The sequence below is a fragment of the Lacibacter luteus genome (assembly GCF_004118265.1).
Lineage (GTDB): Bacteria > Bacteroidota > Bacteroidia > Chitinophagales > Chitinophagaceae > Lacibacter > Lacibacter luteus.
The window spans coordinates 572459-596744 of record NZ_SDHW01000001.1 but is presented as its reverse complement, the minus strand read 5'-3'; the positions used below and the strand labels follow the sequence as shown (position 1 = coordinate 596744).

Sequence of the window (24286 nt, the reverse complement as noted above, 5' to 3'; positions counted from 1 at the left end):
ATCATTAAAGAATATACCATGTTGAATAAATTCTTAAAAACAAGCCGCCTTACTGTAATTGCCGCATCGTTGGCAACGTTGGGTGCATGTAATAAATTATACGAACCTGTTCCGTACACTGCCTACAGCGAAGGCGATGTAGCAAATACTGTTTACAAAAAACTGGCAGCAAATACAAACTATTCTGTTTTTGTTGCGGCGTTGGTGCGTACCGGTATTTCTGCAGAGCTTGATGTGGCTAATGCAAAGTTTACTGTATTTGCTCCAGATAATACGGCAATGGCTACAGCAGGTATTACATCTACAACTGTTGCTGCAATTCCGCTTGCAGATCTTACAGCAGCAATAAACTATCATATCATCCCGGCAGAAAATATTTTATTTGCGCAAATACCGGAAGCATTTCCTAACGTGGAAAAGAAATCGAAACTGAATATCACCACTACTGCTTTTATTGCTTCAATTCCAACAACAGCAATTCCCATTAAGATGTCGATCTTCCCATCAAAAAGAGGAACAACTGCATGGGCAAATAACATCCCGGTTGTGTCTGCAGATATTATGACGGGTTCGAATGGTGTGGTGCATCGTGTAGCAGCAGTGGTTGCTCCGCCAACACGTGTGTTGCTCGATACACTAAGCCGTGATACTGATTTCAGTTATTTTATGGCAGCAGTTGTTCGTGCCGATTCGGGTTTAGTAACAACCGCATCTCCAAGTTTGCAGTATGCATTAGGTCAGCCTTTTGCTAACCTTACTGTATTTGCTCCAACGAATGCTGCATTCCAGGCAGTATTGTATGCAAAAGCATATCCTATTGTGTGGGGGCAAATGTATAAAGCAGTATATGATGCACAAATTGCAGGCGGTGCCGATGCGGCTACTGCCGATGCTGCGGCCAAAGCGTATGCCGATGCCAACGCACCTGCTGCTACAACAGCATTGGTTGGCAGCCCTACAGTTTTCAGTAATGCAGCTTTGTACGGTGTGTTAACTGCACAGGTAGTAAGAGGTATTGTTGTTTATCATTTTATGGGCCAACGTGCATATTCAGTGAACTTTGGTTCTACTGCGGCTAATTACCCAACCTTGCTTAACAGTGCTATTCCTTCGCATCCGGGTTTGGCAATTTCATCAACACTCTCATCGGGTTTGGGTGTTGGACTTTCTGTTAAAGGCGCAGCAAATGCAACTGCGGCAACCGCTGCTCCTGCATCTGCTTCAATTCCGTTAGTAGATCGTAATGCTGTAAACGGCAACTTCTTTAAAATTAACCAGGTGCTATTGCCACAATAAGCACTCTGTTCAGATAATTAAACGGCACCATTACGGTGCCGTTTTTTTGTGCGTATGTAAATGCTATTCGTTTACTTTTACAAGAATGTAAAATGTTTGCGTATGCAGATCGTTTTGTTTGATACGTCAGTCAGGACTCAGTTATATCCTTTTTCGTTAATAAGACCATTGGCAACATTACGCAGTGGCATTTTTACCATGCAGGAACGATGGAGTGCTGTATTGGGAAAAGATGTTTCGCTGTTAACTGAAGCCTATTTACAACAGCACTTGCCGGCGCAGGAAATAAATAACGATGATTTTCTTTACATCAATGCATCTATTGTTTTTTCAACCGAACTTTTTAATGAAGTAATAAAACTTGCAAAAGAAACAGCATTGTACAAAGGCGATGTGTTGGTAGCTGTTTGTTGCAGCAATGCATTGTCTTTTCCGATAGAAGAAGAGCAGCTGGCTTCTTTTAAAAAGCAAACAACTGAATCTGCTGTAAACCTGCTTGCTTATCCTTTCGATCTTGTGCGCATGAACGATGCATTGCTGCGGATGGATTTTGATTTTATAAAACGAACCGGAAAATCTGCAACACTATCATCAACCAATACCGTAATTAATCCTGAACAGATTTTTATAGAAGAAGGAGCAGAAGTGGAATATTGCCATCTTAATGCTTCGTCCGGACCAATTTATATTGGTAAACATGCCTTGCTTATGGAAGGCACAATGATACGTGGACCATTTGCAGCATTAGATGAAGCTGTAGTAAAAATGGGCAGCAAAATTTACGGAGCTACTTCTGTTGGACGGAAATGTACTGTTGGTGGTGAAATTAAAAATGCGGTGTTCTTCGATTATTCGAACAAAGCACACGATGGTTATCTTGGCGATGCTGTCATCGGCTCCTGGTGTAATATCGGCGCAGGAGCATCCTGCTCCAATGTAAAAAACACAGCAGGAACTGTAAAAATATGGAACCAGCCTCTACGCAAATGGATAGCTGCCGGTAATAAGTGCGGTGTAATGCTGGGCGACTATTCAAAAGTATCTATCAATGCATCGCTGACCACAGGCATGGTTGCCGGTATTTGCAGTCATATTCTGAATGATGGATTATCGCCAAAATTTGTAAAAGATTTTACCTGGGATATACGTACAGGCGAAAAATACATTTTTGAAAAAGCCCTTAGCGATATTGAAAACTGGATGCAGATGAAAAATAAAACGCTTACTAACGCCGATAAGTCCGTAGTGGAATATCTTTACGGCCAACTATAATTTTAAAACAAAAAGAAAATGCGTAAACAGGTAGCAGCAGCCAACTGGAAGATGAATCTTACTTATCAACAGGCTGAAGAGTTAATTACAGGAATCATTAATACGCCGCATGAATTATCGGCAGATCAATATGCGGTATTTGCAGTTCCGTTTCCTTATTTAACAATGGTTGCAGATAAATTGAAAGGTAAAGCAAACACAGGTGTTGCTGCACAAAACTGTTATACAAAAACATCAGGTGCTTACACAGGCGAAACATCTGTAGAGATGTTGAAGTCGATTGAAGTTGGTTATGTGGTATTGGGCCACAGTGAGCGCCGTGAATATTTTAATGAGAGCAACGAAATGCTTGCTGAAAAAGTAAATGTTGTTTTAGGTGCAGGTCTTACACCAATTTTTTGTTGCGGAGAAGCGTTAAGCATTCGTGAAGCCGGAACACAAAATGAATATGTAGGCAACCAGTTAAAAGAAAGTTTGTTTCATTTAAGTGCAGACGATCTAAAAAAAGTAATTATTGCGTACGAACCAATTTGGGCTATTGGTACAGGTAAAACCGCAACTTCTGAACAGGCACAGGAAATGCATGCGCACCTGCGTAGTGTATTGGCTGCTCAATACGGCACAGATGTTGCAAATGAGATTTCAATTTTGTACGGCGGCAGTGTTAAAGGTTCTAATGCAAAAGAAATTTTTGGTCAGCCCGATGTTGATGGCGGACTTGTAGGCGGAGCATCTTTAAAAGCTGATGAATTTGTACAGATTATTCAATCGTTGAAGTAAGATATAATGAAAAGAGCAGAACAGTTACAGAAACTATCACATCAGCATCATAATGGTTTAATGGCTGTTCTGCTTTTAAAAAAAGGTATTGAAAAGAAAGCTGCAGTTGATGTATTGAGCAGCTTTATTGTGCATTGCTGGGAAAACGAATTACGTACACATTTTATTAAAGAAGAAGTTTACCTGCATCCGCACTTTCTACATTTACCCGATTTGATGCCCATGTACGAGCAAATGAAAGCAGAGCATCATACAATGCGCCGCATGATCGATGCTGTACGCAATGGCGAAACTTCTGAAGAATTAATCACTTCATTCTATACTCAGCTTGAACAGCATATCCGTTTCGAAGAACGGGAGTTGTTTGCATACATTCAGGAGCATATTCTTGAAGAGCATTTTGCAGCATTGGAAAAATCGCTTGGTGTGTTAACTGCTTCTGCCTGCTCCGACTATCCAATAAAATTCTGGGAATAAGTTTTCGTATCTTACAACTGTAACAGGGCTTGCAGTTACACAGCATTGCATGTAGATGATGTGTCTGTCCGTCTGCAATTGCTGCCTGTAGCTGTACAGTTTTACTGTATTTCTTAAAACTGTTTGTATGGCGAAAGTTCTTATTCTGTTTGCGCATCCTGCAATGGAGAAATCGAGGGTGCATCAACGCTTGGTGGAGCATATACCTAAGTCGGCGGGCATACGTTTTCACGATCTGTATGAACGTTATCCCGATTTTGATATAGATGTGCTTTACGAACAACGCCTGCTGCTGCAACACGATGTAATAATATTTCAACATCCGTTTTACTGGTACAATTCACCCGCTATTATTAAACAATGGCAGGATCTTGTGTTGGAACATGGCTGGGCTTACGGCAGCGAAGGGCGTGCACTTGCAGGTAAAAAGTTTATGAATGCAATTTCTGCAGGTGGTTCAAAAAAGTCGTACAGCAAAACGGGCCGGAATAAGTTTGCATTAACCGATTACCTGCTTCCTTTTAAACAAACAGCTTATCTCTGCGGTATCGAATACCTGCCGCCGTTTGTAATACATGGCACACATCGTTTAACCGAAACCGATATGGATCTGCATGCATTGCAGTACGAGCAAATGTTGCTGGCGCTTTCGCAGGATCGCATCAGTAAACCGGAGATCGACAGTTGTATTTACATGAACGATCTTGTTCCTATTCCTAACGCAATACAATCATAACCGATGGATAGTAATACGGTGCTTTTTCAGGTAATGGTTTATCTCGGTGCGGCTGTAATTATGGTGCCGCTTGCAAAACGTTTTGGACTAGGCTCGGTGCTTGGTTATTTACTTGCAGGTATTTTAATTGGTCCTGCAGTATTGCAGATCATTGGTAACGAAGGGCACGACCTGATGCATTCTGCAGAGTTTGGTGTTGTGATGATGTTGTTTCTTATTGGTCTTGAACTGGAGCCTGCATTGCTTTGGAAATTACGTAAAGCAATTCTTGGCCTGGGCGGATTGCAGGTACTTATAACTTCTGTTATTATTTCGGGCATTGCTTATTTTTTAAAATTACCATGGCAATCATCATTGGCAATCGGTATGGCATTAGCTCTCAGTTCAACTGCATTGGTATTGCAAACACTTGCAGAGAAAGGAATTAATCGCACTACTGCGGGACGAAGTGCATTTGCTGTTTTGCTTTTCCAGGATATAGCAGTAATTCCCATGCTGGCATTGTTTCCCTTACTTGCTATTGCAGGATTAAGTACTGAAACTGCAGGCAATGAAGCAGAAGCATGGATTGAAGGACATGGTGGCTGGATGCGTGCATTGATTGTATCGGGTGCTGTTGCGTTTATAATTATCGGTGGTCGCTATTTAATTCCGCCTTTGTTTCGTTTGGTTGCTTCTACACAGTTGCGTGAAATGTTTACCGCAACTGCATTGCTGTTGGTGGTTGGTATTGCAGTGCTCATGTCAACAGTAGGATTAAGTCCTGCACTGGGAACTTTTCTAAGCGGTGTGGTATTGGCCAACAGTGAATACAAACACGAATTGGAAAGCGACATCGAACCATTTAAGGGATTGTTGCTTGGGTTGTTTTTTATTGCTGTTGGTGCATCCATCAACTTCAATTTAATATTTGAAAAGCCCTTACTCATTTTCGGGTTGGTGTTTGCATTGATGTTGGTAAAGGCAATTGTATTGCTTTCGTTGGGTAAAGCATTTAAGCTGCGTGTCGATCAGAATATTATTTTCTCATCTTCCTTATCGCAGGTGGGAGAGTTTGCGTTTGTATTGTTGAGCTTTTCATTAACCGAAGGAATTGTTGAACGTGGTTATGTAGAAATATTGATGGCGGTTGTTGCCATTAGTATGGCGCTTACACCCATTGCTTTTTTTCTAAATGAAAAAATTGTGTTGCCGTTTGTTGATAAACGGTTGTCATCAACAATAGCTGAAAAAGAAGCGGATACAGTTAATGAGAAAAATCCGGTGATCATTGCAGGCTTTGGCCATTTCGGAAATACCATCGGCCGTTTTCTTCGTGCACATGGTATTAAAACAACGGTGTTGGATATTGACAGTAACCGTGTAGAGTTTTTGCGTAAGATGGGTTTTAAAGTGTATTACGGTGATGCCAGTCGTTACGATATTTTATTGGCAGCAGGTGCAGCTGAAGCAAAAATGATCATTATTGCAGTTGATGATGCAGAAAAACGTTTGCAGATGATCGAAACCATTAAAAAGCATTTTCCCGATCTGCAGATGCTTGTGCGCAGCAGTACAAGAGAAGATACCTACGATCAGATGAATGCAGGGATTCTTCATATTTACAGAGAAACAATTGATACGTCGTTGCGCATGGGTGTTGATGCAATGAAGCTGTTGGGCTTTCGTGCATATACTGCTCAACGTGCTGCACGTACGTTTTTACGGTACGACGAACAGAAGTTGAAAGACCTGTCTAAGATCAGGGATAACGAAAAAGAATACATCAATCAATCGAGAGAATATATTGAAGAACTGGAAGAAATTATTAAAGCAGATATCAAACAACTGCATCTGGAAAAAGACCAGGGCTGGGATGAAGACAGTTTGATTGCAGATGAAAAAGTGAAAAAGGATGAATGATGAATTTGATGTTTATAGTTTGAAGCTGCAAGCTGTTTATCCCCTCCGTGGAAAGGGTTGAAGCGTGTTACAAAGAGAAATGATTGAAAGGGATTGGGAGAACAGGATGAGCTAAACGCCAATCTCGACTTCGCTCAGCACTACCACCGTTTCATCCCTTCATGCTATGCTGTGCCCGTTCCAATCTGTCGTTAACAGCTCTTCCCAAACCTTCGTCGGGTAATAATTCTGCAAGTATAACATCGGCTTGCAGCTGGTCTGCTTCACGCAATGCACGGAAAAGATTTTTTGCAGCTTCGCCAGCATCAGCATTCACCGATAAAACAAATTGCTGCTCTTTTGCAATTGCAGTATGCTGCTCTTTAAAATTAATGAGCACTATTTTCTTGCCTGCAAATTGCGGCAACAGTTCGTTGATGTTTCCTAAATACAACGGCGTATTTGTAGCGTAATGACTTTTCAACTGCCCGGGTGCATTCGGGTTGTCGGTAATCTTTTTATGATGCTTGATTTTTTTGCCGGTCACTTTTTCAATTTCTTCAACAGCAACACCACCTAAACGATATAATTCAAGTTCATCGTTTTCATTCCATCCAACAATCGTTGATTCAACACCAACATTGCAGGCGCCGCCATCGAGTATGTAAGGAATTTTATCGTGCAAACCTTCGTACACATGCCGTGCTGTTGTTGGACTAACATAGCCCGATGGATTTGCACTTGGCGCAGCAACAGGAAAATCAAGTTGCGAAAGCAGCTGTATCGTTAGGGGATGATTAGGTACACGTATTGCAACACGTTTGCTCCCGGCAGTTACTAGATCGGGAACAAGTTGTTCTTTGTTGAACAGCATGGTTAACGGGCCGGGCCAGAATGCAGCAGCCAGTTGTTCTGCTTCCGCAGAAATATCTTTAATAAACCGCTTGGCTTGTTTAAACGAAGCCACATGCATAATCAGCGGGTTAAATTGCGGCCGGTTCTTTGCTGCGTAAATTTTTAAAACAGCATCTTCATTCAACGCATTCGCAGCAAGACCATACACCGTTTCTGTTGGTATGGCAACCAGTTCGCCGGCTTTTAAATAGTTTGCTGCTGCAGTAATATCAATTCCAGTTTCTGTATTCATCTTAAATATTCACCGGTAATTTTTCTTCGTGATAACTATCGATCTTATCCATGTGCAGAAGCGTAGTGGTTTTATCCTCACTTGGTTCATACATCATATCAAACTTAGCCCCGTATATAAACTCTTCGAAGCTGTACGAACTTCTGCTTACAACAATGTTTGCATACTCTTCATCATATCCCTTTACATAAACAAGTATTTCTGTTTCTGCATCTGCAATTTCTTTTCTTGTTAATTGGTAAAGCGGACTGTTTTCATTTATTGTATGTACAATCGTCCAGTTACTTGCAAGCGAGTTTGCTTTCGACAGTTCCAGATCGAGACTGTAAAATGCGTTTTTTCGTTCCGTTTCGTTTTCGGTATAACGCATAACACAAGTAACTTTTACTTCAACATCAGTTAAAAAATGCTGTTTAAAAGGTGCAAAGCGAAACATTAATGCATAACCATCTTTAAAAGGAGCAAACAAAGCAATGCTGCTGTATTTGAGATAGGGTTTGGGTTGCGAAAACCGTCCGTAAATAAGACCTGTTGCTAATGCAAGCATCAAAATACCTGTAAACGATTCAAATGCTGCAATACTGTTAGATGTTAATGAATCGGGGAATACATGACCATAACCAACGGTGGAAAGTGTTTGGGTGCTAAAGAAGAATGCTTCCCAGAATTTTCCCAGCACAGTAATTTCTTCCATGCCGCCCAAATGATGAACACCTACAAAAAAATAGATGCAGGCAAAAAGCAGGTTTACGATCATGTACGCACAAGCAATAAATAAAATAAACTTCCAGGTTGGCAGCTTTAACATGTATTGATACACGCTGAACCGCTGCATATAGGAGACTCCTCTGAAACGCACATTGGGTCGGCCATCTTTTTGAAAGAAACGACCGCCACTTTGCCTGCTGTTTACATTCAGGCCCGTTTCTTTATTCTCTTTTGCAAGGCGGTTAAGCCGGCTCTTGGTTGATGTCATAATTCAAATATCTGTAAAACTACAGAAATGAAAGGTTTGCGGGCTTGTTGCGGCTGTTGCTGCCGCTAAATATTGTTTGTTGTACAGGCTAATCGCTCTATATTTGAAACTGACTGAGGCGAACATGAAACTTGCAACTGCACTTTCCAAGAGTATTTTATGGCGTGGATTTTATTTTCTGTCGGTAATGTTGCTCAACATTCTTGTTGCAAGGCATTTTCAGTCGGAAGGCAGTGGACAGATGTATTATGTAATAAATCTGCTGGCGTTTACACTGATCATCATTAGTTTTTGTCTGGAAGCACCGATGGGTTATTATCTGTCGCAAAAAAAACTTAACGAAACGCAGCTGGCATTAATAGCAGTAGGGTGGACATTGCTGATCATGCTGCCCTGTTGGTTTGTGATAAATTCTTTACCTGTTCCAAAAGAAGGGCTATTGCATTTGGCAGGGTTTCATTTTTCTGCTGCTTCATTTTTAACCGGTAATCTGCTGATTACTTTTTTTGTTGCATTGTTTTATGCAAAAATGGATTTTGTATTGCCGAATCTTTTGTTGGTAGCAGTAAATCTTTTGCTGATTGTGTTGGTGCCGAATAACGAATGGGCCAGCGGTTTTTTATCTGATGCGGGCTATGTGCAGTTGTACTTCTTTGGTTTTTTTATGCAGGGTTTTTTGCTGATGCTGTTTTTTTTCTTTCGCTATTTTAGGTGGAGTGAAATAAAGAAGATACCTGTTGAGTTGATAAAGCCGTTTATATCGTTTGCGCTTATTGCTGTTGTAACCAATTCCATGACCTTTTTAATGTACAGGATCGATTACTGGTTTGTAAATAAATTTGTTGCTAACGATTCTGATCTTGGTAATTACATACAGGCGTGTAAACTGGCGCAATTGTTTTTTATTGTTCCATCAATTCTTGCAGGGGTAGTTTTTCCAATGACAGCATCGGGACGTAAAGAAGAGATGAATAGAAAAATGCAACTGCTTTCACGTGGATTGATCCTTTTTTATTCTCTTGCCTGTTTGTTTTTATTGTTGACAGGTTTTTGGTTGTTCCCCTTTGTATTCGGCCCTACATTTCAGAAAATGTATCTGCCGTTTATCTTACTGATCCCCGCCATTCTTTCGTATTCAGTAATTCATTTGCTGGCAGCTTACTATAGTGGAAAAAAAGTATTACGTGTAAACTTAACCGGAAATATTGTGGCACTTACGGTTATTGTTATTGGCGATTGGCTGGTTATTCCTGTGTATGGTATTGCAGGTGCAGCGGTAGTAAGCAGTATTGGTTATATCTGTTACATGAGTTATATGTTGCTGGCACATGCAAAAGAATATAACAGCCGCTTTATCGATTTTCTTTTATTCAAAAAAACAGATGCACACCTGTTAATGGGTTTGCTGAAAGAAAAATTTTCACCTTCAAAAACCGATGAAGCATGAAAATATTGTGGTTATGCAGCTGGTATCCAAATTCGGCCGATGAGTTCGATGGCGATTTTATTGAACGGCATGCAAAGGCAGTGACGCTATATCAACAGGTTGATGTAATACATGTGGTGCAGAATAAGCATTTATTAAAAGGAACTACTTCAATAAAAAAAGAAGAGCGAAAGAGTTCGAACCTGAACGCATCCATTTATTTTCTTCCATTACCCGATACAGGATTTGAATTTTTCAATGTATATGCGTTTAATAAACGGTATCAATCTTTTTATAAGCAGCAGATAGAACAATACATTGCAGCAAACGGCAAGCCCGATCTTGTGCATGTGCACGTGCCGGTAAAAGCCGGACTAACGGCGGTGTTGATGCACCAGAAATACAATGTTCCCTTTGTTGTTACTGAGCATAGCTCTGCATATTTTGAACATATTCCCGAAAACTATTTTAGCCGTAACCGTTATTTCCGTTTTGTAACCAAACAAACATTTAAGCAGGCTGCAGCAGTAAGTTCTGTTTCCAACTGGTTAATCAAACGGTTGCAATCCTTATTCGATATTCAACAAACAAAACTTATCCGCAATGTTGTGGATACAACAAGGTTTTATCCGCAGCAGCATATGAATGAACGAAAGCGTTTTATTCATGTGTCAATGATGCATCCGCTAAAAAATGTAAGCGGTATTTTACAGGCGTTGGCAATTTTGCAACAGCAAACAACAAGTTGGGAGATGTGGTTTGTTGGGCCGCCATCAAAAGAAAATCTGCAACTGGCAAACGAGCTCGGATTAAATGAAAACATCTGCTGGAAAGGCGCTCTACCTTATAACCAGGTTGCAGATGCAATGCGTTCTGCAGATGCATTACTGCATTTCAGCAACTACGAAAATCTTCCATGCGTTATAAACGAAGCATTGTGTTGTGGTTTGCCTGTTATAGCATCAAATGTTGGTGGTATTGCAGAATTGCTGAATGCATCGAATGGCGTTTTAATTGCTCCCGGCGATACAAAAGCATTGGCTAATGCAATGAACGAATTTCTTTCAGGAAAAGTTCAATACAATCAACAGGAAATTGCTGCAGCTGCAGAAAAAGAATTCGGCCCTCAAATTATTGGTGAACAAATCAGCAACTGGTATAAACAGGTGCTTAAGAAAAAATAAATTAAGCTTTCAGTTTTGAAATCAGCTCAATGTATTCCTGCATTGCAGCTTCTTTGCTTTTACCTTTTAATGCATCCCAAGCTTCGTATTTTGCTTTTGCAACAAAATCAAATGGGTTCGAAGGAGCTTCTACATTTACATCGCCTTCGCTGCCTTGTTTGTATAAAGAATAGAGGAGGAGTAATGTGTCGTTGCTTGGTCGCTCACTAAGTGTTTTGCTTTCAGCCACTGCCTGTTCAAATTGTTGATGCAAATCCATAAGTTGTAAATTTTAACGAAAATAAGCGAATTATCAGTGAATCTGTTTTTCCAGAATCAGAAATTCTAACTGTTGTAAATGTGCGCCTGTAAGATCGTCTTGCACAAATGGTTTGCGCTCACCTGTTTCGGCATATCCGTGGCGTTTGTACCAATCAATCAGCTCTTTTCGTACAGAAATCACCGACATATAGATTGTTACACTTCCAATTTTTTTTGCATATTCATCAGCTGCTTTTAATAATTGTTTGCCGATGCCACCGCCTTGCAGGTTGGGGTCAACGGCAAACATTCCAAGATACAGTCCCCGGTCGTGTTGCTGCAGGTTAACCGTGCCGATAATTTCACCTGCATCGTTTGTATATTTTAAAATGATACTGCCTGGTTGTTGCAGCACTTTTAGTACGTCCGTTTCGTCGGTTCGTACATCGCCTGCAATTAAATGCGATTCTGTAGTCCAGCCTTTTTGCGAACGTTCACCACGGTAGGCACTGTTGAGTAAATCAACAAGTTGCGGAATATCTTCTTTAACAGCTTGTGCAATCATACATGTAGTTTAAAAAGTTCTGCAATTTACATTTCCTGGTCGAAGTAAATCTTATAATACTTTTTTCCTGTTACTTCATCGTAACCCTGTTCAATTAATTCTCTGTTGCCATGAATGTAAATATGAAAATTACGATCGAGTTTGATTACACTTTTAAAAACACGGGCTTGCTTTTTTACAGCTGATGAAGAGATCGCAAAAGAGTCGGCGATTTCAATGTTATGTTCGTGCAGGTAATGCGAGCCGAATTGCTGAAACGATTCGATCAGTTCCGGTTCCTGGAACACGGCCTCCTGGAAATTATTGATGTTGAAGTTGTCGTGCTCTTTAAAATAGGCAACCGATTTGTTAAGCAAACCTGCCTGGTCGGCTTTTGATGTTTCAAAAGATGCCGGCATATTGTTGACGATGAATTCTTTCGCAACGTTGAGAAAGTTCTTGGTAAAGCTGAAACTGTCTGCACATTCTTTCACTTTTAAAAAATCATATTTCCAGTAAATCGCTTCATTGCTTTTGTTGGTATGATCAATTAAGAATAAACGATAGCCATCTTCCGAACCTGTATTAAGTATTACACAGGCTTTATCGGCTTTATTGGGGTCAAGCCCTTTGCGACTTTGAATATCGAGTTGGTCACGCATCAGATCAACCAACAGAAAATCTTTTTTGTTTTCTGCTTTGATGAGCACAATTGCATCAACCTGCTTTTGTTCAAAGGTTAAATCCTTAAAATAGGCTGTAAATAATTCGCCGGGTTTAATGCCGGGATGTTTGCTGGCAACAGCAAGATGCTTGGCTATAGCAACCGATTGCTCATGCAAACTCCTGGGGTTTTGAAAAATGGATTTGCAGTACGCATACATTTCGTTGTACTTCAAATCTGTTTCATGTACAAACTGGTATTGCTGTTCTTCTTTAAATGCAGTTAAAAAAAACTGGCTCAGCAGATCACGCAAAGCTGTGTCAGCTAAAGGAAAACCTTCTTCTGTTAAAACGGTTTGGCCTTCCTGATCGATATAGTGTACAGAAAGTGCTTCGAGACTTGAATCGGTAAATGTAAACATGAACTGCAATTAACTAAAGTGCCGCAAGATAAATCAATAGATAAGTATGCCATACTTTTTTGCCTCTCAGTTTGAACATATTTGTAAGTATGCCATACCTATCTACCTGTTCCTTTTAAATCGAAAAGCAAAACAGGTATGGCATACTTAAGCTTATTTAATCTCTGTAATTCAATGCAGGTTTACGATCGCCCAATAATGCTTTGTATTGATAATCGCCGATCTGTTGTTTAAATTCTGCTTTTGCTTTTTCAATTAATTCGGGGTGAAGAAATAAATCAATTGCCGTCATGGCCATTGTCTTGGCTGATACCATCATGCCCTTTGTGCCGATTTCTGTACCACCGCATGCAACTGCCTGCCAGCTATGTGCGGCTGTACCGGATACCCATGTTGCCGAACGTAAACCAACTGTTGGTACTGCATAACTAACATCGCCCACATCGGTACTGCCACCGCCTGCATCCATTTCTATTTTCAATGGCTTTACAAGTCCCGCATTTGCAACAGGCGGTGCTGGAAAGCCGAACGTTGCCTGAATTTTATTGGCAAACTCAACCTCGGCAGCTGTGTATTGTACACCACCTGTTTTATCTAAATTTTTCTGCATAACCTCAGCCAATGTTCTGTTGAGTAAGAGATCATGTGTGCCACCGATCATTTCAAATTCCATTTTTGTTTCGGTGCCAAGTCCCGCACCATTTGCTGCATTCACTACACGATTGAAGATGCTTTGCACCTGGTCACGCTTTGGATGACGAACATAATAATACACTTCTGCATAATCAGGAATTACATTGGGCGCTTTACCACCACTTGTTATCACATAATGAATACGTGTTTCCTGTGGAATATGTTCACGCATCATGTTCACCATATTGTTCATGGCTTCCACACCATCTAATGCGGAACGGCCTCGCTCCGGTGATGCAGCTGCATGTGCAGAAATACCACGAAAACGAAACTTGGCACTCATGTTTGCCAATGCACTTGTCATGGTAACGCCATTATCATTACCCGGATGCCAGTGAATGGCAACATCTACATCTTTAAACAATCCTGCTCTTACCAAATACACTTTACCACTGCCGCCTTCTTCTGCAGGACAACCAAATACTTTAATAGTACCTGTGAACTTTTTTTCTTCAATGAGTTTTTTTATTGCGATACCGGATGCAACAGATGCCACGCCAAATAAGTGGTGACCGCATGCATGACCTGCATCTTTTCCCGCACTTGTTTTTTCCGGCGCATTGGTTTGTGATAAACCCGGCAATGCATCAAATTCCGCAAGGATAGCAATAACAGGAGAGCCGCTGCCGTAAGTTGCTACAAACGCAGTTGGAATACCTGCAACACCTGCTTCAACTGTAAACCCATTGTCTTTTAAAGTTTGTTGAAGAAGTGCGCTGCTCTTTACTTCTTTATAACCAACTTCGGCATAATCCCAAATCTGCAGTGCCATTGTTTTGTATTGATCGTAGCCGGCCTGGATAGAGGAGGATGCCTGCGTTTTTAATTGATCGTCTTTGCTTACTGTTGGTTTCTTTTGTGCCTGCACATACGTGAACAGGAATAATGAAGCGAATGCTAAAATACTTCTCATGCTGTATTGGTTTGGTAGCATGAAAGGTAAGAAGCAATGAGTAATAAAAGAGAGGAGAGGCGAAGATTGTTAACTCATTAAATCAATCATGCCTTTAAATACCAATACAAGTCCGATGATTGTTAGGCCGTACAATGCAAAATTAAAATTGCTGTTACTGTTAAAAAGCATAAGCGTAAAAAAGAAACCTGTCGTAAGCAGGAAAATGCCGATGCCGCAGTACACAAATGCGGAATTGCGTTTCTTTTCGTTGCGGATCTTTTTCCATTCGTTGAATTGTTGTTGGGCCACATCATTGGATAAACCTGTTTCCAGTAAACGTTGCAGAATCTCATCGTTAGAGAATCCTTGTTGCTTGAGTATATCGATGCGAAGAAAGGCTTCCTGCAGTTTGATAGAATTCATATTGAATGGCAAGTTTAAAGGAAGATAGAAATTTTCTGCGATTTGATTAAACGGCAGATTCTCTTTTTCAGGCTGTGTTCTTTACAGGTATCTGACGCTTGCAGCGTACTGACACCACACTCCGAAATTTTGAAAGCATGCAGTGTCAGGACATCGCAGATGTCAGACACCTTAAGAGGTCTTTCTTCTTCTTTCAAATAAAATTATTACAACTGCACCTGCCATATAAGCCAGCAGATCTTTCCATTCAAATGAAGAACCGATGATGATGCGGGCTGCTTTTGAATGTTGTAGCCCGAGCCATTGAACAATATTAAAGTATTGCAGCAGCTCTACCAGAAAAGCGAAAGCCAACACAGCAATTGCTGTTTTAAACACTGGCGTTGCAAAAAACGATTTAATAAAACAGTAGAGGAGGATCACAACTAATAAGTCGCCGATGTACGGGCGAATGATTGTGTCGTGTACAAAAAGGGCAATGAGGATTTCGGTTGCCAAAAGCAGAAGAAAGAGTACAAAATATCGAAGGTTGAATTTCATGTGTACGAAAATGTTTTACAATGATACAGGATTCCTTCAGGTGTCTGACACTTACAGTGTCCTGACATCGCATCCGAAATTCAGATCGTATCTGCTGTCGGGATATCGAAGATGTCAGACAGCTAAGTAAAACCTTAACTTAAAGCGTTTAATAGTATTCCCTGCTTTGAAGTGTGCGACGCAACCACAGCTCCTCATAGTCTTAAAAGCCCGTCCCATCATTGCCTTTCTGTCTTTATCCCCACCCGTTATTCACTGCTTTCCGCACGCCTAATTCACCTATCTTTGCCGCCTTGAAATCGAAGGAGTTTTAATGAAGAATATCAGGAATTTTTGCATCATCGCCCATATCGACCACGGAAAAAGTACCCTGGCCGATCGTTTATTACAAACCACCAACACCATCAGCGAACGTGAAATGATGGACCAGGTATTGGACGATATGGATCTGGAACGTGAAAAAGGGATCACCATCAAAAGTCACGCTATCCAGATCAACTACAAACACACCGATGGTCAGGAATATATCCTGAACCTCATTGATACACCCGGCCACGTAGATTTTAGTTATGAAGTGAGCCGTGCGCTTGCTGCCTGCGAAGGCGCATTGCTGCTGGTAGATGCAGCACAGGGTATCCAGGCACAAACCATTTCCAATCTTTATTTGGCCATTGATAATGATCTGGAGATTATTCCGGTTATCAACAAGATCGATATGGAAGGGGCCATGATCGAGGAAGTAAAAGACCAGATCATTGAACTCATCGGTTGTAAGCCCGAAGAAATTCTGTTGGCGAGCGGTCGTTCAGGAATTGGTATTGACGGAATTCTTGAAGCCATTGTTGAACGTATTCCTGCACCACAGGGCAAACCTGCTGAACCATTGCAGGCCTTGATCTTCGATAGCGTGTTCAACAGTTTTCGTGGTATCATTGTTTACTTCCGTATTCTCAACGGCAGTATTAAGAAAGGAGATAAAGTAAAATTTGTAAGTACCGATCAGGAATATGAAGCAGCCGAGATCGGCATCTTAAAACTAAAGATGACCGAGAAGAAAGAAGTGACTTGTGGCGATGTGGGTTATCTCATCACCGGTATTAAAAATGCCAAAGAGGTGAAAGTGGGTGATACCATTACACTGGCTGCTAATCCAACACAGGAAGCCATCCGTGGTTTCCAGGAAGTGAAACCGATGGTATTTGCCGGTATCTTCCCCGTGGTTACAGAAGATTTTGAAGAGTTGCGTGATTGCATGGATAAACTGCAGTTGAACGATGCTTCATTAACGTTTGAACTGGAAACATCACAAGCCCTTGGCTTTGGTTTCCGTTGCGGCTTCTTAGGATTGCTGCACATGGAAATTATCCAGGAACGTCTGGAGCGTGAGTTCAACCAAACTGTAATTACAACTGTACCCAACGTAAGTTTTATAGCCTACACCACCCGTGGTGAAAAAATACAGGTGAACAATCCTGCACAAATGCCCGAACCAACGGCCATGGACAGGATCGAAGAGCCTTTCATCAAAGCACAGATCATTACCAAGCCCGATTACATCGGAAACATTATGACGCTTTGTTTGGGCAAACGTGGTATCCTCATCAATCAAAGCTATCTCACACAAACACGTGTAGAATTGATCTTTGAAATGCCGTTAACGGAAATTGTATTCGACTTTTACGATAAACTGAAATCGCAAACCCGTGGTTATGCATCGTTCGATTATAACCCGCTTGGTTACCGTGAAGCAGATATTATTAAAATGGATGTGCTGTTGAATGGTGATAAAGTGGATGCATTGAGTGCATTGATCCACCGCAGCCGTGCACATGATTTTGGTCGTAAGCTTTGCGAAAAGTTGAAAGAGTTGGTTCCCCGTCAGCAATTTCAGATTGCTATACAGGCAGCCATTGGTGCCAAGATCGTTGCTCGTGAAACCATCAGTGCAATGCGCAAAGATGTAACGGCAAAATGTTATGGTGGCGATATCAGCCGTAAACGTAAACTGTTGGAAAAACAGAAAGAAGGTAAGAAGCGTATGCGCCAGATAGGTAACGTAGAAGTGCCGCAGGAAGCTTTCTTGGCAGTGTTGAAACTGGATGATTAAGATGAGGTAAGCTGTCATCCCGAATTATGAGGGATCTGCTCAATAGATAAACTAAAGCACAAAGAACATTCTTTGTGCTTTTTTATTTATCGTAAGTTTCCGTAAATTCAATTAGTAATACCCCTATTCACACAAAACCCGCAACTATGAGCGACTTTACACTTAATAAAGAACCCGATCTTATTGTTACTGCCAGGTTTATTACAAAAGGCAACGACAAACCTTTGTTTGGTGATGGTTATACAGTTCGGCTGTACGACAGGGATATTGTTGATGATGATTATTTGGGCGAAAGCTACCCGGATAAAGAAGGTCATATACGTATTGCTTTTGCACACGACGCATTTGTAAACGATGCCGCATTTAAAGAAGCAAAGCCCGACTTTTATTTTGTGGTACTGCAAAACGATAAACCTGTGTTTACAACAAAAGTGTTGCAGGAGCTGAGTATAGAAGATTTGCAGCAGTTTAAAATGGGAGAGGGCGAAGTTGTTGATCTTGGTACTTTTTTAATAGCTGTAGAATAGCTTTTTTTAAGAAACAATGCAGAGCACCCTATGGACGATATTTTTAGTTACGGCATACTGCTGATCCCTTTTCTTACATTCTTTCTCTTGATTGCTGTTGCTGTGCTTTTCATATATGGGCAACACCGGGCAATAAGTGTGATCTATTTGCCAAGCAGGAAATTAAATACCAGTGATGTTTGGTTTCAGCTGATACCTGTTTTTAATTTCTACTGGTCGTTTGTTGTTGTTAACCGTTTGTCGGCTTCTTTTGCAGAAGAGTTCGATCGCTTACAAATTACCCGAAGGGAGTTATATCCTACACGTGCAGCAGGCATTGCAAGTATTCTTCTTTATTTCGTTTCGTTAATTCCGGTTAAAGAAATTAAAACACTTGCAGGAGCAGGATGGTTTGTTTGTTTTATTGTTTACTGGATACAAATACAAAAATGCCGCAAACTTATTCTGGATAACCAGGATAACGATTTACTTGATGTGGAAAAGGAATACCTTCTCAATAAGCACAATTAGTTTCGTTGTTCATTAAAAACAACACCATGCTGTTGCAACTCAAGTAACACCGGCTCATAAATTTCTTTTCGTGTAGGTATATGTAAACCTCTCAGCTTTATTTTTTCTTCCAGTATAAGTTTTGCAGCAATGCCCAATGGCAGGCCAACTGTTTTGGCCATTGCTGTGCGAAGACTGTCATCGCCTTTTACAACAAGGCTGCTGTTAACCGTATGTGTTTGGTTGTTCTTGCTGTACTCAATTTCGTGCAGCATAACAATCATGTCTTTATCTGTAGGTTTAAGTGCCAGTTTCTGTTCTGCTTTCTGCTGCAGAATATCTGCACTGCATTTTACAGTTGATGGGAGAGCTTCGTTGCTTTCAAGTTCAAGGAAGGCGAATTGTTCAAGAATAAGATCATGATCGGCTTCTTTTACATACAGTTCAAGATACATGCGCAGGCTAAGTTCACGGCCTTCGATGCGTTTTGTTTTTGCAGCAAACCAATCGGCATAGGTGCTGCATTGTTTTACCAACGCCGTATCATCTTCACTGGTTAAATCAAGATCAACCATTACATCCCATCCCTTACAAAAATCGGCATAACGTAAAGTTGTTCGTATAAATGTTGCTGCGTTTTCAAGTTTATACAGCGGTATATAACTCAACGAATCTCTGTTGGGGTACCATGCAAATGCAGGAAGATCATCAACGCTTATTTCAGGACAATCTTCAAAAACCTGTGCATAGTCTTTTTTAATGATCTCGCCATTTTGCTTGTAAGCAGCACCTGCATGCCCGGCCATTACAATGTTGCGTGGATTCCAACTGATCTTGTAATGCCAGGGGTTGTCATCACTTTCAGGAGCAACCAATCCACCACAATGCGATTTAAAAGATGTAATTGTTCCTCCATTGCTTTGTATCTCATCAAACAATTGCATAGCACTCATGTGGTCAATACCGGGGTCGAGTCCCATTTCACACAAAAACAATAATTCCTTGCTGTTTATTTCGGCTTCAAGTTGTTGAATGCTTTCATCAACATAAGAAGCATTCAGCAGATGCCTGCCAATAGCAACGCAATCTTTGGCAACATAGCTGTGTAAAAAAGGAGGGAGTAAGGATATTACGAGATCAGCAGCTTCAATTAACATGCTCCGCTCTTCTGCATTGGTTACGTTTACTTCTGCAGCCTCTGTGTTTGGAGCGTTACTGAGTTTTTCCTGTAGCTGTTGCAGGTTTGCATCGGCTACAATTAATTTCCATTGTTTTGCTGCTACAGTAATTTTGAGATAGTCAATTAAAACAGTGGCCGATTTGCCGGCGCCAAAGACAAGGATCGTTTTCAAATGCTTTTTCTTTTAACGAGTTACGAAAAGCGAACATAGTTAATTTATAGTGATGAATTTATGTTACGAATCAGTTTTGGGTGTTTGCCCTTCTATCAATAAATTTGCCCCACTTTAAAACAAAGCTATTTCAATGAGAACAATTGCAATGCGTGAAGCCCTGCGTGAAGCGATGCAGGAAGAAATGCGCAGAGATGAAAAAGTGTTTTTGCTGGGTGAAGAAGTTGCCGAATACAACGGTGCTTACAAGGTTAGCCAGGGTATGCTGGATGAATTTGGTGAAAAACGTGTAATTGATACACCCATCTCCGAATTGGGTTTTACTGCAGTTGCAGTGGGCGCTGCTCAGAATGGCTTACGTCCGATAGTTGAATTTATGACCTGGAACTTTGCTGTACTGGCTTTGGATCAGATCCTCAATACTGCATCAAAAATGCTGGCTATGAGTGGCGGACAGGTTGGTTGCCCCATCGTTTTTCGTGGTGCAAACGGTTCGGCAGGTCAATTGGGTGCACAACACTCAACAGCTTTCGAAAGCTATTATGCCAACATTCCCGGTTTAAAAGTAATTTCTCCATCTAACCCATACGATTCAAAAGGTTTGTTGAAAGCGGCTATCCGTGATAACGATCCGGTTGTATTTATGGAAAGTGAAGTGATGTATGGCGATAAAGGCGAAGTGCCTGAAGGCGAATACATCATTGAAATCGGTAAAGCAGATATTAAGCGTCCCGGCCGTGATGTAACCATTGTTTCTTTCAACAAAATGATGAAGGTAGCTTTAGCTGCTGCTGAAGAATTGGCGAAAGAAGGAATTGAAGCTGAAGTAATCGACTTACGCACGATTCGTCCGTTGGATTGGTTTACCATTCTTGAAAGTGTGAAAAAAACAAACCGCCTTGTAATTGTAGAAGAACAATGGCCGTTTGCATCTATATCATCTGAAATTGCGTACCGCATTCAGAAAGAAGGTTTCGATTACCTCGATGCGCCGATTCGTCGTATTACAAGTGCCGATGCGCCAATGCACTATTCGCCTACATTGGTAGGAGCTTATCTGCCCGATGTGCCACGCACCGTAAAACTGGTGAAGGAAGTGATGTACATGAAGAAATAATTTTACTTCAAATACAGAAAAAGCCGATCAATTTGATCGGCTTTTTGCATTCTGGACAAATAAATGGCCATAGAATTTTTTATTCAAAACTTTTGAAGCATATTTGCCACGGTTTTTCATAGGATATTGGATTTTAAACGAAGCTGGATGTCTATCCGGCTTTTCTTTTTTACAGACGGAATCTTCTCCGTCTTATCCTTTAAACGGCGGCAAATCGCTTTACGGCATAATACCTTCTACAAACAAACGAAGCGTACTTAAAATGAGCCAGACAAGGCCATAGGTAACAAATACTAACGAAAGCCCTAATGCAGAAATTTTAGCTGCGAGCTTCCATGCTGGTTGCGACGAGATTGAATTCAACTTCATAGGGATTGGTTTTGGTACATATCAAAAGTACACAACCTGTCTGGTCTGTGCAATCGAAGAAAACCTGTATTTTAAAGCGGTATTTACTGACGGGGAATTAGGGCCAGCTACGTAGTTGTGATTCGTAGAAAGTCCATTCTGGTGTTGAAATGATATTTACAGATGATGCAGAATACCATGGACTTAAGCTTTTATTGTTCGTATTTTTAAGCACATGAATGTCCTGCGCCGGCATGTAACTTTGCGCCAGGAGGTAGATTATTTCTCCTGTACTACTGTGGCAGGCAACATCTAAAACAATAACAGCATGCCCGGGCGAACCGCCTTTTATCAATACATCGCCAGCTGCCAAGGCCTTCCAGCTTTTTTTGTTGAGTTGTTTTTCAAGCGAAGCAGTACCACACATGCCAAATACAACATCTAAATAAGTTTGCCAACCTCTGTGCCGGTAATCATCCCAGCAGTATTTCTTGCTATTGTTATCTGCAAAACAAATCGGCTTGTTTTGTTTTTTCAGGTATTCGGCACGAAGGCGCATTACAGCATCGGCACATTGCTGCAGATCTTTATTGCCGACACTAATGTTAAGCACGGCGTATTGAGCCGATTGATTGGTTTTAGGTTTACCGTTGTAGAGATAAACAGTACGATCATTCTTTAACGAAAGCTGTTGAAGATATTTAGCAAAACTGTTTTCCTGCACTTGCTTTCGTTCGTAACCATCTGGCAATGGAATTTCATAAATTGTTTTTGGTGCGGCAGGAGTAACACGAGTATTACTAATTGAAAAAGGAAAGATACCTACGCAGGTAAAGAAAAATGCGACTGGATTCATACTTGCATGGTTTTTGGTTAGCTTTGAATCAATTCGTAAAAAAATCCACAAAAGAATCTGTTAAACAATATGAGCAACATTTTAATTATCGACGACGAAAAGGCAATACGGAAAACATTAGGCGAAATTCTTTCTTACGAAGGCTACAAGATCGAAGATGCAGAAAACGGCGATGAAGGGTTAAAGAAGCTGAAGGAAAAAAGTTACGACGTGGTTTTGTGTGATATTAAAATGCCAAAAGTAGATGGTCTTGAATTTTTGGAAAAGGCAAAAGAAATCAATCCGGATGTTCCCATTATTATGATTTCGGGACATGGTACTATTGAAACAGCAGTTGAGGCAGTTAAGAAAGGGGCTTTTGATTATGTAGCCAAGCCACCGGATCTTAACCGTTTGCTTATTACCATCCGCAATGCAATGGATAAGCAAACATTGGTTACAGAAACCAAAGTGTTGAAACGCAAAGTGAGTAAAGTGCAGGAAATGATTGGTGAAAGCCCTGCTTTGAAAAAGATTAAAGACACGATTGATAAAGTAGCGCCAACAGATGCCCGTGTGCTTATTACCGGCGAAAACGGTTCGGGTAAAGAGTTAGTCGCCCGTTGGATGCACGAAAAAAGTAACCGTGCAAATGGCCCCATCATTGAAGTAAACTGTGCGGCTATTCCCGGTGAGTTGATCGAAAGCGAATTGTTTGGTCATGAAAAAGGATCCTTCACATCGGCCATTAAACAACGCATCGGCAAGTTTGAACAGGCCAATGGCGGTACACTTTTCCTCGATGAAATTGGCGATATGAGTCTCACCGCACAGGCGAAAGTATTGCGTGCACTGCAGGAAAATAAAATAACAAGAGTAGGTGGTGAAAAAGATATTACTGTAGATGTACGGGTAATTGCAGCTACCAACAAAGACTTGTTGAAGGAAGTAGAAGAGAAGAGTTTCCGTCTCGATTTATATCATCGCTTGAGTGTAATCATTATTCATGTCCCTTCGCTCAACGAGCGGAGAGAAGATATTCCATTACTTGCCGATCATTTTCTGCAACAGGTGGCGGATGATTATGGCCAGGCAAAAAAAGGAATTGATAAATCTGCAGTAGAAGCATTACAAAAACACAACTGGAGCGGTAATATCCGTGAGTTCAGGAATGTAATGGAACGCCTGGTAATTCTCTCAGGCAAAACCATTTCGGAAGAAGATGTTTACAATTTCGTGATTCCCCGGGCATGAGCCAGCGTATTTATTGCATCAGCGGTTTGGGAGCCGATGAAAAGGTTTTTTCACAGCTGAAGTTGAGCAATTGCGAGTTGATTTTTCTGCAATGGATACCGCCGCAGGAAAATGAAACGGTACAATCGTATGCCAAACAGATTGCCGCTTTTATTACCGATGGGCATCCTGTGCTTTTGGGTGTTTCATTTGGAGGTATTGTAGCAGTTGAAATAGCTAAGCTCATCCATGTTGAGAAACTTTTTCTTGTATCAACCCCGGTAACCAAAGATGAACAACCCTGGTGGATGCGTTTTGCAGGTAAGCTTCGCCTGCATAAACTGGTAAAACCTAAACCGCATCCCTTGTTATACCCGATAGAAAACTATTTTTTGGGCACATCTTCAAAAGCAGAGAGAAGAATGGCCAATCACTTCCGTAAACATATTGATGGGCGTTTTATGCATTGGGCCATTAACGAAATTGTAACATGGAACAATGTAACAAAACCTGCAAACTGCATACAGATACATGGAACAAACGATAAACTGTTTCCTGTACGCAAAGTAAGAACAGCCCATATCGTTAAAGGAGGCGGGCATTTTATGATCTATAACAAGGCAGCTGAAATAAGCAGCATCATTCTAAACGAACTACAGCTGCGTAAACAATAAACGAATATT

25 protein-coding genes are annotated in these 24286 nt (G+C 41.0%); 14 read left to right on the top strand and 11 right to left on the bottom strand.

The window, feature by feature from the left end; genetic code table 11:
• Positions 1 to 18: 18 nt before the first annotated feature.
• From ESA94_RS02140 to ESA94_RS02115, 6 genes are all read left to right on the top strand, one after another.
• Positions 19 to 1296, top strand: coding sequence for a fasciclin domain-containing protein (locus ESA94_RS02140; RefSeq protein ID WP_129129209.1), 1278 nt, complete (start codon positions 19 to 21; stop codon positions 1294 to 1296).
• Between the two features lie 102 nt (positions 1297 to 1398).
• Complete coding sequence (locus ESA94_RS02135; RefSeq protein ID WP_164972604.1) at positions 1399 to 2568, top strand: putative sugar nucleotidyl transferase; 1170 nt, start codon at positions 1399 to 1401, stop codon at positions 2566 to 2568.
• A gap of 18 nt (positions 2569 to 2586) precedes the next feature.
• On the top strand, positions 2587 to 3348 hold the full coding sequence (tpiA, locus tag ESA94_RS02130; RefSeq protein WP_129129207.1) for a triose-phosphate isomerase: 762 nt from the start codon (positions 2587 to 2589) through the stop codon (positions 3346 to 3348).
• Between the two features lie 6 nt (positions 3349 to 3354).
• Positions 3355 to 3825 (top strand): hemerythrin domain-containing protein, encoded by a 471-nt coding sequence (locus ESA94_RS02125; protein ID WP_129129206.1) that lies wholly within the window; start codon positions 3355 to 3357, stop codon positions 3823 to 3825.
• Between the two features lie 127 nt (positions 3826 to 3952).
• Positions 3953 to 4561 (top strand): NAD(P)H-dependent oxidoreductase, encoded by a 609-nt coding sequence (locus tag ESA94_RS02120; RefSeq protein WP_129129205.1) that lies wholly within the window; start codon positions 3953 to 3955, stop codon positions 4559 to 4561.
• Between the two features lie 3 nt (positions 4562 to 4564).
• Entirely contained in the window at positions 4565 to 6463 is a 1899-nt protein-coding gene (locus ESA94_RS02115) for a monovalent cation:proton antiporter-2 (CPA2) family protein (RefSeq protein WP_129129204.1), read from the top strand.
• A gap of 151 nt (positions 6464 to 6614) precedes the next feature.
• Here the strand turns inward: ESA94_RS02115 and ESA94_RS02110 are convergent, their stop codons facing one another.
• Together ESA94_RS02110 and ESA94_RS02105 are read right to left on the bottom strand one after the other, a co-directional pair.
• A complete protein-coding gene (locus ESA94_RS02110) occupies positions 6615 to 7589 on the bottom strand; it encodes an L-threonylcarbamoyladenylate synthase (RefSeq protein WP_129129203.1) in 975 nt (324 codons plus the stop codon).
• Position 7590: 1 nt separating this feature from the next.
• Positions 7591 to 8565: an ion channel gene (locus tag ESA94_RS02105; protein WP_129129202.1), complete on the bottom strand. Its 975-nt coding sequence runs from the start codon at positions 8563 to 8565 to the stop codon at positions 7591 to 7593.
• Positions 8566 to 8689: 124 nt separating this feature from the next.
• Here ESA94_RS02105 and ESA94_RS02100 point away from each other — a divergent pair, with 124 nt between their 5' ends.
• A complete protein-coding gene (locus ESA94_RS02100) occupies positions 8690 to 10012 on the top strand; it encodes a lipopolysaccharide biosynthesis protein (protein ID WP_129129201.1) in 1323 nt (440 codons plus the stop codon).
• Positions 10009 to 11175, top strand: a complete 1167-nt coding sequence (locus tag ESA94_RS02095) for a glycosyltransferase (protein ID WP_129129200.1) — start codon at positions 10009 to 10011, stop codon at positions 11173 to 11175. Before ESA94_RS02100 ends, ESA94_RS02095 begins: the two co-directional genes overlap by 4 nt.
• A 1-nt stretch (position 11176) precedes the next feature.
• Here ESA94_RS02095 and ESA94_RS02090 read toward each other — a convergent pair whose 3' ends face one another.
• The 6 genes from ESA94_RS02090 to ESA94_RS02065 form a co-directional block, all read right to left on the bottom strand.
• Positions 11177 to 11434, bottom strand: a complete 258-nt coding sequence (locus tag ESA94_RS02090; RefSeq protein ID WP_129129199.1) for an acyl-CoA-binding protein — start codon at positions 11432 to 11434, stop codon at positions 11177 to 11179.
• 33 nt (positions 11435 to 11467) lie between these two features.
• Complete coding sequence (locus ESA94_RS02085; RefSeq protein ID WP_129129198.1) at positions 11468 to 11980, bottom strand: GNAT family N-acetyltransferase; 513 nt, start codon at positions 11978 to 11980, stop codon at positions 11468 to 11470.
• Between the two features lie 26 nt (positions 11981 to 12006).
• The gene (locus ESA94_RS02080) at positions 12007 to 13044 is read right to left on the bottom strand and encodes a nucleoid-associated protein (protein WP_129129197.1); all 1038 of its coding nucleotides are present in this window, start codon (positions 13042 to 13044) and stop codon (positions 12007 to 12009) included.
• Between the two features lie 157 nt (positions 13045 to 13201).
• A complete protein-coding gene (locus ESA94_RS02075; RefSeq protein WP_129129196.1) occupies positions 13202 to 14650 on the bottom strand; it encodes an amidohydrolase in 1449 nt (482 codons plus the stop codon).
• A gap of 69 nt (positions 14651 to 14719) precedes the next feature.
• Positions 14720 to 15055 carry a hypothetical protein gene (locus ESA94_RS02070; RefSeq protein WP_129129195.1) on the bottom strand — a complete coding sequence of 112 codons (336 nt, stop codon included), beginning with the start codon at positions 15053 to 15055 and terminating at the stop codon, positions 14720 to 14722.
• Positions 15056 to 15226: 171 nt separating this feature from the next.
• Positions 15227 to 15595: a ribosomal maturation YjgA family protein gene (locus ESA94_RS02065; RefSeq protein ID WP_129129194.1), complete on the bottom strand. Its 369-nt coding sequence runs from the start codon at positions 15593 to 15595 to the stop codon at positions 15227 to 15229.
• 313 nt (positions 15596 to 15908) lie between these two features.
• On the opposite strand from ESA94_RS02065, the gene lepA reads away from it, so the two are divergent.
• The 3 genes from lepA (at position 15909) to ESA94_RS02050 (ending at position 18739) form a co-directional block, all read left to right on the top strand.
• Complete coding sequence (gene lepA, locus ESA94_RS02060) at positions 15909 to 17702, top strand: translation elongation factor 4 (protein WP_129129193.1); 1794 nt, start codon at positions 15909 to 15911, stop codon at positions 17700 to 17702.
• Between the two features lie 146 nt (positions 17703 to 17848).
• Positions 17849 to 18229 carry a hypothetical protein gene (locus ESA94_RS02055; RefSeq protein WP_129129192.1) on the top strand — a complete coding sequence of 127 codons (381 nt, stop codon included), beginning with the start codon at positions 17849 to 17851 and terminating at the stop codon, positions 18227 to 18229.
• Positions 18230 to 18259: 30 nt separating this feature from the next.
• A complete protein-coding gene (locus ESA94_RS02050) occupies positions 18260 to 18739 on the top strand; it encodes a hypothetical protein (protein ID WP_129129191.1) in 480 nt (159 codons plus the stop codon).
• Here the strand turns inward: ESA94_RS02050 and ESA94_RS02045 are convergent.
• The gene (locus tag ESA94_RS02045) at positions 18736 to 20070 is read right to left on the bottom strand and encodes a saccharopine dehydrogenase C-terminal domain-containing protein (protein ID WP_129129190.1); all 1335 of its coding nucleotides are present in this window, start codon (positions 20068 to 20070) and stop codon (positions 18736 to 18738) included. The two genes, ESA94_RS02050 and ESA94_RS02045, sit on opposite strands and share 4 nt — an antisense overlap.
• Positions 20071 to 20203: 133 nt before the next feature.
• On the opposite strand from ESA94_RS02045, the gene ESA94_RS02040 reads away from it, so the two are divergent.
• Positions 20204 to 21187, top strand: a complete 984-nt coding sequence (locus ESA94_RS02040; protein ID WP_129129189.1) for a pyruvate dehydrogenase complex E1 component subunit beta — start codon at positions 20204 to 20206, stop codon at positions 21185 to 21187.
• Between the two features lie 219 nt (positions 21188 to 21406).
• On the opposite strand, the gene ESA94_RS21330 is transcribed toward ESA94_RS02040, so the two are convergent.
• Together ESA94_RS21330 and ESA94_RS02035 are read right to left on the bottom strand one after the other, a co-directional pair.
• On the bottom strand, positions 21407 to 21556 hold the full coding sequence (locus tag ESA94_RS21330) for a hypothetical protein (RefSeq protein WP_164972602.1): 150 nt from the start codon (positions 21554 to 21556) through the stop codon (positions 21407 to 21409).
• Between the two features lie 97 nt (positions 21557 to 21653).
• Positions 21654 to 22391, bottom strand: coding sequence for a DUF4846 domain-containing protein (locus tag ESA94_RS02035; protein ID WP_129129188.1), 738 nt, complete (start codon positions 22389 to 22391; stop codon positions 21654 to 21656).
• Positions 22392 to 22460: 69 nt separating this feature from the next.
• Between ESA94_RS02035 and ESA94_RS02030 the strand changes: the two genes are divergently transcribed.
• Positions 22461 to 23624, top strand: a complete 1164-nt coding sequence (locus ESA94_RS02030; protein WP_129129187.1) for a sigma-54-dependent transcriptional regulator — start codon at positions 22461 to 22463, stop codon at positions 23622 to 23624.
• Complete coding sequence (locus tag ESA94_RS02025; RefSeq protein ID WP_129129186.1) at positions 23621 to 24277, top strand: alpha/beta hydrolase; 657 nt, start codon at positions 23621 to 23623, stop codon at positions 24275 to 24277. Before ESA94_RS02030 ends, ESA94_RS02025 begins: the two co-directional genes overlap by 4 nt.
• Positions 24278 to 24286: the final 9 nt, after the last annotated feature.

Coding starts and splice junctions, on each gene's coding strand:
- ESA94_RS02140 (WP_129129209.1), top strand. CDS start 19: ATGTTGAATAAATTCTTAAAAACAAGCCGCCTTACTGTAATTGCCGCA.
- ESA94_RS02135 (WP_164972604.1), top strand. CDS start 1,399: ATGCAGATCGTTTTGTTTGATACGTCAGTCAGGACTCAGTTATATCCT.
- tpiA (WP_129129207.1), top strand. CDS start 2,587: ATGCGTAAACAGGTAGCAGCAGCCAACTGGAAGATGAATCTTACTTAT.
- ESA94_RS02125 (WP_129129206.1), top strand. CDS start 3,355: ATGAAAAGAGCAGAACAGTTACAGAAACTATCACATCAGCATCATAAT.
- ESA94_RS02120 (WP_129129205.1), top strand. CDS start 3,953: ATGGCGAAAGTTCTTATTCTGTTTGCGCATCCTGCAATGGAGAAATCG.
- ESA94_RS02115 (WP_129129204.1), top strand. CDS start 4,565: ATGGATAGTAATACGGTGCTTTTTCAGGTAATGGTTTATCTCGGTGCG.
- ESA94_RS02110 (WP_129129203.1), bottom strand. CDS start 7,589: ATGAATACAGAAACTGGAATTGATATTACTGCAGCAGCAAACTATTTA.
- ESA94_RS02105 (WP_129129202.1), bottom strand. CDS start 8,565: ATGACATCAACCAAGAGCCGGCTTAACCGCCTTGCAAAAGAGAATAAA.
- ESA94_RS02100 (WP_129129201.1), top strand. CDS start 8,690: ATGAAACTTGCAACTGCACTTTCCAAGAGTATTTTATGGCGTGGATTT.
- ESA94_RS02095 (WP_129129200.1), top strand. CDS start 10,009: ATGAAAATATTGTGGTTATGCAGCTGGTATCCAAATTCGGCCGATGAG.
- ESA94_RS02090 (WP_129129199.1), bottom strand. CDS start 11,434: ATGGATTTGCATCAACAATTTGAACAGGCAGTGGCTGAAAGCAAAACA.
- ESA94_RS02085 (WP_129129198.1), bottom strand. CDS start 11,980: ATGATTGCACAAGCTGTTAAAGAAGATATTCCGCAACTTGTTGATTTA.
- ESA94_RS02080 (WP_129129197.1), bottom strand. CDS start 13,044: ATGTTTACATTTACCGATTCAAGTCTCGAAGCACTTTCTGTACACTAT.
- ESA94_RS02075 (WP_129129196.1), bottom strand. CDS start 14,650: ATGAGAAGTATTTTAGCATTCGCTTCATTATTCCTGTTCACGTATGTG.
- ESA94_RS02070 (WP_129129195.1), bottom strand. CDS start 15,055: ATGAATTCTATCAAACTGCAGGAAGCCTTTCTTCGCATCGATATACTC.
- ESA94_RS02065 (WP_129129194.1), bottom strand. CDS start 15,595: ATGAAATTCAACCTTCGATATTTTGTACTCTTTCTTCTGCTTTTGGCA.
- lepA (WP_129129193.1), top strand. CDS start 15,909: ATGAAGAATATCAGGAATTTTTGCATCATCGCCCATATCGACCACGGA.
- ESA94_RS02055 (WP_129129192.1), top strand. CDS start 17,849: ATGAGCGACTTTACACTTAATAAAGAACCCGATCTTATTGTTACTGCC.
- ESA94_RS02050 (WP_129129191.1), top strand. CDS start 18,260: ATGGACGATATTTTTAGTTACGGCATACTGCTGATCCCTTTTCTTACA.
- ESA94_RS02040 (WP_129129189.1), top strand. CDS start 20,204: ATGAGAACAATTGCAATGCGTGAAGCCCTGCGTGAAGCGATGCAGGAA.
- ESA94_RS21330 (WP_164972602.1), bottom strand. CDS start 21,556: ATGAAGTTGAATTCAATCTCGTCGCAACCAGCATGGAAGCTCGCAGCT.
- ESA94_RS02035 (WP_129129188.1), bottom strand. CDS start 22,391: ATGAATCCAGTCGCATTTTTCTTTACCTGCGTAGGTATCTTTCCTTTT.
- ESA94_RS02030 (WP_129129187.1), top strand. CDS start 22,461: ATGAGCAACATTTTAATTATCGACGACGAAAAGGCAATACGGAAAACA.
- ESA94_RS02025 (WP_129129186.1), top strand. CDS start 23,621: ATGAGCCAGCGTATTTATTGCATCAGCGGTTTGGGAGCCGATGAAAAG.